The sequence below is a fragment of the Lactobacillus bombicola genome, assembly GCF_900112665.1.
In the GTDB taxonomy this organism is placed as follows: Bacteria; Bacillota; Bacilli; order Lactobacillales; family Lactobacillaceae; genus Lactobacillus; species Lactobacillus bombicola.
Window position 1 is genome coordinate 17,858 of sequence record NZ_FOMN01000013.1, and the last position, 9,807, is coordinate 27,664.

The following is a 9,807-nucleotide window of genomic DNA, read 5'->3' on the forward strand; positions in this document are numbered from 1 at the left end:
AAAAATAGAAAGGAAATTTATGACTTATTGGTTAATTTATTTGACCACATTAATGCCAATAAAATATTTAGATATTTTTAGTGGATTAGTTAATTGGTGGCAACAAACCACGCATACAGGCGACTACTCGAACAAGCAAATCGATGTAGTAACTAAAGCTTTGCAAAATGCAGCACCATATCTCCACTATGATGATTTTTTAGGCAGATTGGTTAATGAGTTTAAGTGGGCTATCGTTAAATTTTTCTATGGGTTAGCAAATTGGGCTAGTGAACTAGCGACCGATAGCTTAAACTTTTCAAAAATTTTAGGCTCAACTGGACTAAATAAAAATCTAATAAATGGTGTGATGGGCATTGCAGCAGGCTTAATGATTTTAACCTTAACTTGGGTAGGAATTAAAATAGGAACTTCAAGTCGTCCACCTCAATTTAAAAATATTATATGGCAATTATTTATTGCAGCCTTCTTAATTGGCAATGTTCAATCCATTTCAAACTGGGTTGTTGACCAGTCAACAGGCGTGTATAAAGGATTCGTGGAATCCAAGGGAGCAAAATCAACTTCAAGTTTACCCTATCAAATAGTTCAATCAAATAGTAATGATTTGTTAGCAATTATAGCTCACAACTTTTCAGATTTTAAAATTAAAAATGAAAATACTAACACATCTTGGGGCGGTGTTTCGAAAGATAAGAACGGACAAATCAAAGATCAACGGACAAATACCGTTCATTGGGGTTCTTTTATGATGGATAAAACTGACTTTGAGACAGTTAGTGCAGGAGATTTATCAACTACCATATCCAGTGATTTAGCGGCAAAGCTCTCTAATAAAGCAAATAAAAGCACCGAAAAGCCTGCATGGGATCCAGATTATCTAAGATATAAATTAACACCCTCAGGAGTAGGTACAAATTCTACAAATGGTAAAAAAGATTCTTACTCAGGTTATTCAGCAGGTAAAGTTGACGAGAGTAACTTGGCTTTCTTTAAAATTTTTCAGGGTGGCTATGAAAGATATTCGGTTAACTTTTTACCAACAGTAATTGCTTTAATTTCAATGACAGTAGCATTTTTATTAGTCTCGTTTGTTTCTGTTAGAGCATTTTTAGACTTAGCAATAATGCAAGTTTTATCAGTGATAGTTTTTGCAACCGACCTTGAAAGTGGGCAGAGAACAAAAGCTGCAATTCAAGATATTTTTAACTCAGCGCTACTGATAGCTTTTCAAGGCTTCGAACTAGCTTTTTACAGGATTATTGCCACATGGATGTCTTCAGCACAAGCCAAAGGTATTAGCAATAATGCCTATCTTTATGCAGTAGGAATGATTGCCTTAACTTGGGCTTTATTTGAAGGATCAAGTAAAGTTTCTAAATTCTTTGGACTTGATACTGGTCTTAAAGACGGTTGGTCTAAATCAATTGGTGCAACAGCAGGTGCAGCTTACTTAGGATCTAGAGTAGGTAGAGGTGCTAAAGCTATGACAACTAATCTTGCTACTGGTACTAAAAAGACTGTGCAAAATGTAACTGATCATAACCAAGCTTATAAAGCAGGACGATTAGTTGAAACGGAAGCTCTAGGTCGGGGTGCCAGTAAAGAAGCAGCAGCTAGTGCAGGTGCTAATGCTTCTAAAGCCTACTTAGAGAAAAAACAAGAATGGCGGTCAAATGGTAATACAAACGCTGATTGGAAACGAGCTGAAGATACAGGGTTGGTAAGTGACTATATAAGTGAGGAAACGGAGCGTATGAAAGATACTGGGGGTCTAACTAGTAGACAAGTTAGAATTATTAATCCAAGTAATCAGCCCCAAAAAACAGCAAAAACTTCGGAAAACAACTCTGGTAATAATACTTCTTTCCATAATGATAAGAAAACTGTCAGAAAAGAAGAAGTACCTAATCTTAAAACCAAAGATGAATTTGCGTCTTCTAACGAAAATACTATGCCAGAAAAGCAGGCAAGTGAGGTAAATAGTAATGTCACTAAGGTTCAGAAAGCCCCTAATACCACTAAAACAACTCCACCTGTACCTACAGATAAGGGAGGTCGTCATCTTGAAAATATTTCTAATATTAAGGAGAAAGACCAAAAAATTGGAGTTACCAGACACCTTGGCAATACAGAAGTTGATATTACCGACAAGGAAGGTACGACAGCCATTAAAACTAATGGGAATGTATCTAATACAAAAACTATAGGAGAAGTAATAGATAATAATTCTGGTTCAAAAAATGAGTATATTACTGAGCAAGGTAGCAGTAAAAATGTTGATGTTACTATCAAACATGACAAAAATATAACTGCTACTAATATAAATAATTCAGGAAAAAAGAATAAATATTGAAAATAAAAGAAGGTAAAAAATGGACAAATATCAGAATATTTTAATTCCAAAGTCGACAAACGTAGCAATTAAAATGTTTTTAATTGATATGCTTGATCTTCTATTTTTATTTATTGGTGGTATGGCTGGAAATCAGCTATCCTTTATGTTTAATCTACAAGCAATTTGGCAGATGATATTATCAGGCTACGGTGTTATTATTGCAATTTTACTCATCATGCGTACCTCGTTAGCTCCTAAAATGAGAAATTATCGAGTTTTGCTAGCCATACTAAGGCAAGATGAAAACAAATATTATCCGCTATTTTTAGAAGGATCAAATAATGAAAATAAAAACCAATAATAAATCAGTAGTAACTTATAAAAAAGCACCCTTATTTTTAAGGGCATTTGGATTGGATAAAGAATCTAGGCAAGATGCAAAGGATAAATCAATTGTGGAGTTTCTCGGTTACAAAAACTGCTCCCCAGATGGCATTTTGGACGCAAAAGATGGAACAAAAGCAAGGTTCCTTAGCGTTCATTCAACAGATCTTTATTCACTTGATAGTGACACAAGAGCTAAATATCTTGATGCTTTTACCACATTTAACCGTGTATATGCCCCCGATTATAAAATTGTGGTTTTATCAACAAGAACTGATACTACAGACCAACAACTGTATTGGCAACACAAAAAAAATCAGCTCAGAAAACCAAAAAATAAATATGATCAAATGAGACTTAAGTTGATTAATGAAAACCTCTTTCAAGCCGTGGCATTATCACGTGACACGGAAAATTATGCAGATGTTAAGTTTTATTTTCAGATTTTTGGTGAAAATCGAAAAGATATTCTAACAAATACTCGAAATGCTTATTTTGCAGATGCACAAGGGCAAGGACTTTTGGGACTTAAACCATTAAATTATGATAGTACAGTAAAAGTGCTGTTTAGAGAAAATAACCTAAACAGTAAATAAGTAGCGTTATTTCAATTTGAAATAACGCTTTTTTAGAAGAAAGGATTAAACAAATGTCTGGACTTACGAATTTAGTTAAGATTGTTAAAGTAAAGACTCGGAAGAAAGAAAAGTTGAATATCAACTTAAATCCGAGAAAGGTAGTTTCTAAGAAGCAAATAAAGGAAATGACTCGTCAAGGAGTTAATCCTGATTTCATTAATGCGATTCAACCACAGGGTGGACTAACTTTTGCTGATAATTATGCAGCAGCAAGTGACGGTTATTCAGCTTGCTTATCGGTAATACACTATCCAAACGATCCATTAATCTTATGGCTAACCCAACTATCACTTAATGAGTCAACTTTAACTACTATTGATGTTAAAACAGATTCTAGCTATGAAATTAAGCAACAGCTTAACCGCTCAATTGAAGAATTAGCTGATCGCCAAGAAAATGCTCGGAAAGCTACAGATGCAATTAATGCACAAAAGGATATGCAAAATTTAGAGAACTATGCTTTGCAAATATCACAAGCAGGCGAAATTCCTAAAAAAATAATTACTAGAATTTTCGTCTATGCGCCAACTATAGCCAAACTTGAGCAATCAATTTCTAATCTAAGAGACAAACTAAGGGGGGAAGGCTACAATGCTTCCGTATATTGGTTTATGCAACCAAAACAATATAAGTCAATGGCTGAACCTATCAGTATTCAAGAAACTGATTTGGCAGCGGTACCTGAACAACCAGTACCAGCTTTAACTTTGGGGGCGGGTAATCCTTTTTCATCACAAAGTCTTAAAGATCCTCGGGGTATTTGGCTAGGTAGAACAAGTACAGGAGGTACTTTCTATTTTGATCAATTTAGATCAACTTCTGTCCGTAGATCATTTAATATGATGATTTTAGGGAAAATGGGAGCGGGTAAGTCAACTTTGATGAAGATGTTAGCAGAAGGTTCAGTTGCTAGAAATATGTATTTTAGAGGTATTGATAAGACAAAAGAGTATATACCTCTTGTGAAATACTATGGTGGCACTATTGTGAATCTAGATGGCTCAGAAGGTATGATTAATCCTTTGGAAATTATGGCAACAACTGTTGATGAAACTACTAATAAAGTCGATGAACTAGCAAGTTTTTATCAACACATTTCAAAAGTTGATATTTTATTTCAAATGGTCAATAAGGGTACTTTTGCGTCAATTGAAATGAAAGAATTTGATTCACTGTTAAGAGGTTTTTATATTGATATAGGACTTATACCAAGAGACTTTCAACATAATAAAAAAAATATACATGTTACTGGATTAGAAACTGGAGCATATCCAACTTTCAGTGATTTTTTAAACTGGATTAATCGCTTAGCAACAGAAGACTATTACAAAAAACAGCACTTTACCGACCAACGGGTTCGAACATACGAAAAAATAAAAATTGCTTTATCAAGTATGCTTGAAAACTATGGTCAACTGTTTGACGGTCATTCAACAATGAGAGATTTAACGCAAACTAAAATGTTACTATTTGACTCGTCAGTAATTTCAACAATGGATCCAAACGTCTATCAAGCCCAGCTTTATATTGCTCTATCTTTAATTTGGAATCACGCTTTAATTAACGGTAGACGCCAGAATGCGCTTGTCAAAGCAGGGGAAATTAGTTCTGATGATAAAGATTATTTTGATGTTTTTATTGATGAATGTCACAATATAATAAACTATGATAATCTATTTGCAGTTGACTATATTAAAAACTTTGAGCGTGAAATGCGTAAGTTTTCAGCAGGAGTAATTTTTGCAACACAGTCTCCTGAAGAAATGGTTCCTGATGGCGTCAATGACGCTAAATTATCTAGTTTGAAAGTTGTATTTGAACTTTGTCAGTACAAAGGCTTTATGGCAATGGATCCTTCTCAGCTAAAAAAGGTTAGAAGTTTAATGGGTGGGACACTAAATGAAGCAGAATATAACAGTATTCCTGAACAACAAATCGGGCAAATAATTTTTTCAATGGGCGGTCGGGAAAAATATCAAATAGATTTAAAACCTTCTAAAAGACAACTTAATCTATATGAAGGTGGGCAATAATGAAATCCGCCCTGAGAAAACTAAAACAAGCTAAAAAGAAGTTTTGGATAGCTTCTTTTTTGTTAAGTATTGTGGCTCTAGTTGCTGTAGTTTTTGCTCTGATTGCAATGATAGCAGCGATGGGAATTGCTAGTATAGATGATTGCAATACATCAGATTCTGATGTTGGAGCAGTTCAAGGACGAATAGATGTTAATGAGAAGCCTAAATATGGTCAAACAGCTATGTTACATATTGCAGAAGCCGTATCTAAAAAGACAGGTATTAATGAAAGATTACTGTATGCTCAACTATCACAAGAAGCAGGCGCAAATGGCGATAGTCCAGTAGCTAAAGCAGATCATAACTTTGGTGGTATGACTTATTTTGCCGGAGCAACAATTGGTTCTAAAGGTATGGCCAGACCCGATGTCGAAGGTGGTAATTACATTCATTACAAAAATTTGAGTGATTTTGCTACAGAGTGGGCAAAGCTCATTGCTAAAAACTTAAAAGAAATGAATTTAAGTAAAAATACCTCAATTGCTAAGTATTCTCACGCAATGAAGCAAAAAGGCTACTATACTGCTGATGAAGCAAAATATACAGCTGGTATGGAAGCCCTAGCTAAAAACTATGATGCTTTAAAGCATGGCAAAAAAGCTCAGGGAGACGGCAATAATGGGACAGATGATTCTTCAAACGAAGCTTGCAATTCAGAAGAGCCAGCCGGTACTTGGGGTTGGCCATTTAAGTCAATACCTAAATCAGGACCTGGAAGTACGGTTAGTGGCGAACAGCTATTTGGGCATAGTTCCTCTCGAAAAGGTGGATTCCATGACGGCGTTGATTTCGGCACTAGTCAATATGGTAATTCTTACATACTTGCAATCCATGGTGGCACAGTTAAAAAGATTGGTCATGAAGGCTACACTCAAAATGATCTAGGATGGTATGTTTGGATTGAATCCAGTGATGGTTACTGCGAAATGTATCAAGAGTTTGCTTTCGCTGCTTCAGACAAAGATCGTATAAAAGTAAGCGTTGGAGACAAGGTTAAAGTTGGCGATAAGATAGGCTACTTAAAAGCAACTGGTAATGTAACACATGTGCACATGGGAGTAACTAAAGAAAAAGATTTTAATAAAGCAATTAGTAAATCCTTTACCAATGATGGGACATGGAAGGATCCAATAAAAATTATCAAAGAAGGTATTCCAAAATAAAAGCAAAATCGGAGATTAAAAAATGAAAAGAATGCAAGATAATAACAGTAAAACGTGGGTATATACAACTTGGGTAATGGTTCTAATCCTTGGTTTTTTTGTTCTTAGTCATTTACCTAATACCAATGAGTTAGATTCTATAAATAAAGAAATTCAAACTTTAAATCAAAAAATAGATAATCGAAAGAGTACAGCTACTTCCAATTCGCCATATAAAGATGACTTCAATGTGATTCAAGCTGAAAATAAAATCCAAACAAAGTTAATAAAAATTGTTTCTAGCATCTACAACAAGCGCTCAATTGATGATGAAGCAATGCAAATGAAAAAATGGAAAAAAGAACTTAAAGGTAAAGCTGGTGCAGATTTTTTAAAACATTATGGCGATTCGTACGGATATACTTCTAACAAATCTACTCAGGTTTATTTTGGAGATGTAAAAGATCTAGAGCATGTCAAAGTTTATGTTATTACGATTGCTGAGAGCGACTCTAAAAAGGAATCAACTTATAGTTGGACGATGGATTACAATTTAAGAGCTGATAAGCTGAACAGTTTTAATGAAGTTTCAGTAAGGAGAGATTAAAAATGACCAAAAACAAAAAATTAATGCTGGTAGCAATTGCATTAATCACTTTGGAAATTATGGGCTTAGGTGCAGAATACTATCAACAAACTAAAATTGAAAGTGAAACAGAAAAGGCTCAGTCCGTTTTAAGTCACAAACAAAAAGAGTATGAGAACTTAGATGCTAAATTAAGTGTTAAGCAAAAACAGCAAGCATTAAAAAATGGTGGTTATGGATCACTCTTAGCCAAAGAAACTAAAACTCAAGACGAAGCAAAAGAAACCACTAAAACTCTTTTAACAATGATTTTTAATTACGGTTCAGGCAACGATGAACTAGCTATTCCTCAAAAACTTAAAAAATCACAGTTAATCACTGATGAAGCAATTAAGGAAAGTGGAATGTTTAATGTTACACCACAAACCAAACAACAACTAGAAGGCGCAAATATGACATGCAGTATTGATTTTATGAATGTAAAAACAGGAACAGTATCAGCGAAGGGAATTGTTCCAGTATTCGCCAAAGTTGCCTATGAAATGAAAAAAGATAATTCCACGCTAGGCACGCCAACTGATGGTTACGAACTAAATTACGACAGTAATAGTAAAAAGATAATCAGTATTAAAAACATTGGACGCTTTAAAGCTCAAAATAGTGAAGACTAAAATGAAAAAGCAAAAAAAGAAATTTAATTATAAAAAATATGCAATTATATTTTTTTCTTTGGCACTTACCTTGGGATTTGCGTTGCTAGGATTTAACCAACGGATAAATTCTGTTAAGCAAGATAGAACGATTGTAAAGATAAAAGCAAATACTGATTCAACAATCTTCTTTTACAGAGATAATTGTTCAGATTGTCAATCAGTTTTACCTTACATGGTTTTGCAAAAAGATATTTTGCATAAAAATATTCAGTTTGTTAATACTAATCAAATTAAAAATCGACATTTCATTGCTGAATATAAATTAGAAAGTGTGCCAACTTTCATTCATTCAAAATTTGGAAAAGAAACAAAAAGATATTCAGGAGTTAATCTAGAAAAAATAAGTGACACACTCGTGGGAGACTAATAATGAGTGGTAAAAATAATTATCAATTGGAAACAACGAATTTAAGGAAGCAAAATCGTTTACTTAAATTCGTTGTTATTTTTTTAAGCATATTGTCAATAGGACAAGCCATTGCTACTTTGTATTTCAATCATGACGGCTCAAAAATGCAACTTCAAAGACAAGTTGAAGATCAAAGACAAATGATTGATCAACTAAGAACTGAAATAAATGATTCAAACAAAGATGCGAATATCGAAACAAACAATTAGAAAGGAACCATGAATTTGACAAATAATAAACGAAAAAAAGAATTGAAATTGTACAACAAACATCGATACCGAAATAAATATTTGGCATGTGTTGGACTAGTGTTGGCAATCTTTTTAATAATAATTGGTTCGCCATATTGGACTGGCAAAAGTGTGGATACTGAACAAATAACTAACATAGTAACTGGTAACTCATCGTTGCATTTAGCTGATTCTGTTTATAATCCAGATACAGGCAATATGCTTTTAGAATATTACATTGGCGATTCAACCAACATAACTTCAACTTCAGATGACACCGCATTAAGTAATATCAAATATGCAACTCGGGTAATTGACACTCAACATGGTGGCGAAGAGGGCACTCGACTTAACATTAAAACAATCAAGGTTAATAATCATTTCTTAGTTATTGAAATTAAAAACATTAAAAAAGGATTTGGTATTTTGAAAGTGGATTTTCTTCCGCAAAAAGTAAATCAAAAAATTAAGATGCAAGATTTTACTGCTGATAATTTTATTCAATTATTTATTAAAGAAAATAAAATTCTATTTACTTCTACCAAAGTAATTAAGACTACTCAAGATTATATTCTAGATTATAGAAGTTACATGAGTAAATGGAACAAAAAACACATTGCTAAAGAACAAAATAAAATTTCAAATGCAAATGCGACTATTAAAAGTGATGAAGAAAATTTACAGCAAGCAAAAGATAAATTAGAGAGAATGCCAGAAAGTCAGAAAGACAATATAAGAACACAAATCACAGATTTAAGCACAGATATTACAGAGCAAAAACAAATTATCACAGCAAGTAAAAAGATGATTAGCAAATATCAAGATGCAATTTCTGCTATTGAAAAAGGAAGCTTTGATAAATAATGCAAAAAAATCATGATCAAAATTTTTAAAAAGGAAAATAAAATCAAACTGGAAAATATAAATCAAAATTTCGATTTTTTTTGAACAATCATCAAAAAAATTAATTTTTCTCTGTAATATTTTTGTAATATTACCACAATAGCCCCGAAGGTGGGCTAAAAAGCGAGTGGCAATTTTATCGCCACGTTCGGCTTTTAGTTATATTTAGTGGCGATAAAATTGTCAAACAGCTATTAAACCCGAATGAATGTTGGCAATAAAATCGCCAACAGCCAATAAAGTGCCCACACTTTTACAAATAGGAAATCGCTTGGTACAACCAAGCCCAGCACGCTTTAGCAAAAAGCGTGGGGTCGGATTTCCCTTATGCTCTTTACTAGAGAGTAAAAAAATAGGCTATATATCGAATATAAGCACCAAAAATCACA

General features: G+C 33.5%; 11 protein-coding genes. All 11 read left to right on the plus strand.

Annotated features, from left to right (window positions below; translation table 11 throughout):
• The first annotated feature begins 19 nt into the window (after window positions 1-19).
• Window positions 20-2,356, plus strand: a complete 2,337-nt coding sequence (locus BM203_RS07910) for a DUF8208 domain-containing protein (protein WP_090094144.1) — start codon at window positions 20-22, stop codon at window positions 2,354-2,356.
• A 19-nt stretch (window positions 2,357-2,375) separates the two neighbouring features.
• On the plus strand, window positions 2,376-2,699 hold the full coding sequence (locus BM203_RS07915) for a DUF5592 family protein (RefSeq protein WP_090094145.1): 324 nt from the start codon (window positions 2,376-2,378) through the stop codon (window positions 2,697-2,699).
• Entirely contained in the window at window positions 2,680-3,318 is a 639-nt protein-coding gene (locus BM203_RS07920) for a hypothetical protein (protein WP_228150131.1), read from the plus strand. The genes BM203_RS07915 and BM203_RS07920 overlap by 20 nt, the downstream gene beginning before the upstream one ends.
• A gap of 53 nt (window positions 3,319-3,371) precedes the next feature.
• Complete coding sequence (locus BM203_RS07925; protein WP_090094147.1) at window positions 3,372-5,393, plus strand: VirB4 family type IV secretion system protein; 2,022 nt, start codon at window positions 3,372-3,374, stop codon at window positions 5,391-5,393.
• Window positions 5,393-6,598, plus strand: a complete 1,206-nt coding sequence (locus BM203_RS07930) for a M23 family metallopeptidase (RefSeq protein WP_090094148.1) — start codon at window positions 5,393-5,395, stop codon at window positions 6,596-6,598. Before BM203_RS07925 ends, BM203_RS07930 begins: the two co-directional genes overlap by 1 nt.
• A gap of 22 nt (window positions 6,599-6,620) precedes the next feature.
• On the plus strand, window positions 6,621-7,184 hold the full coding sequence (locus BM203_RS07935; RefSeq protein ID WP_090094150.1) for a hypothetical protein: 564 nt from the start codon (window positions 6,621-6,623) through the stop codon (window positions 7,182-7,184).
• 2 nt (window positions 7,185-7,186) lie between these two features.
• On the plus strand, window positions 7,187-7,834 hold the full coding sequence (locus BM203_RS07940; RefSeq protein ID WP_090094152.1) for a hypothetical protein: 648 nt from the start codon (window positions 7,187-7,189) through the stop codon (window positions 7,832-7,834).
• A gap of 1 nt (window position 7,835) precedes the next feature.
• A complete protein-coding gene (locus BM203_RS07945; RefSeq protein ID WP_090094154.1) occupies window positions 7,836-8,243 on the plus strand; it encodes a thioredoxin family protein in 408 nt (135 codons plus the stop codon).
• Between the two features lie 2 nt (window positions 8,244-8,245).
• Entirely contained in the window at window positions 8,246-8,494 is a 249-nt protein-coding gene (locus BM203_RS07950) for a hypothetical protein (RefSeq protein ID WP_090094156.1), read from the plus strand.
• A 9-nt stretch (window positions 8,495-8,503) separates the two neighbouring features.
• Window positions 8,504-9,379: a hypothetical protein gene (locus BM203_RS07955; protein WP_228150130.1), complete on the plus strand. Its 876-nt coding sequence runs from the start codon at window positions 8,504-8,506 to the stop codon at window positions 9,377-9,379.
• A gap of 247 nt (window positions 9,380-9,626) precedes the next feature.
• Window positions 9,627-9,807: hypothetical protein (locus BM203_RS08540; RefSeq protein WP_208856625.1), on the plus strand; the 181-nt coding region annotated here is incomplete at its 3' end.

Bases quoted from the DNA above. Each gene is read 5' to 3' on its own strand.
- BM203_RS07910 (WP_090094144.1), top strand. From the start codon at position 20: ATGACTTATTGGTTAATTTATTTGACCACATTAATGCCAATAAAATAT.
- BM203_RS07915 (WP_090094145.1), top strand. From the start codon at position 2,376: ATGGACAAATATCAGAATATTTTAATTCCAAAGTCGACAAACGTAGCA.
- BM203_RS07920 (WP_228150131.1), top strand. From the start codon at position 2,680: ATGAAAATAAAAACCAATAATAAATCAGTAGTAACTTATAAAAAAGCA.
- BM203_RS07925 (WP_090094147.1), top strand. From the start codon at position 3,372: ATGTCTGGACTTACGAATTTAGTTAAGATTGTTAAAGTAAAGACTCGG.
- BM203_RS07930 (WP_090094148.1), top strand. From the start codon at position 5,393: ATGAAATCCGCCCTGAGAAAACTAAAACAAGCTAAAAAGAAGTTTTGG.
- BM203_RS07935 (WP_090094150.1), top strand. From the start codon at position 6,621: ATGAAAAGAATGCAAGATAATAACAGTAAAACGTGGGTATATACAACT.
- BM203_RS07940 (WP_090094152.1), top strand. From the start codon at position 7,187: ATGACCAAAAACAAAAAATTAATGCTGGTAGCAATTGCATTAATCACT.
- BM203_RS07945 (WP_090094154.1), top strand. From the start codon at position 7,836: ATGAAAAAGCAAAAAAAGAAATTTAATTATAAAAAATATGCAATTATA.
- BM203_RS07950 (WP_090094156.1), top strand. From the start codon at position 8,246: ATGAGTGGTAAAAATAATTATCAATTGGAAACAACGAATTTAAGGAAG.
- BM203_RS07955 (WP_228150130.1), top strand. From the start codon at position 8,504: ATGAATTTGACAAATAATAAACGAAAAAAAGAATTGAAATTGTACAAC.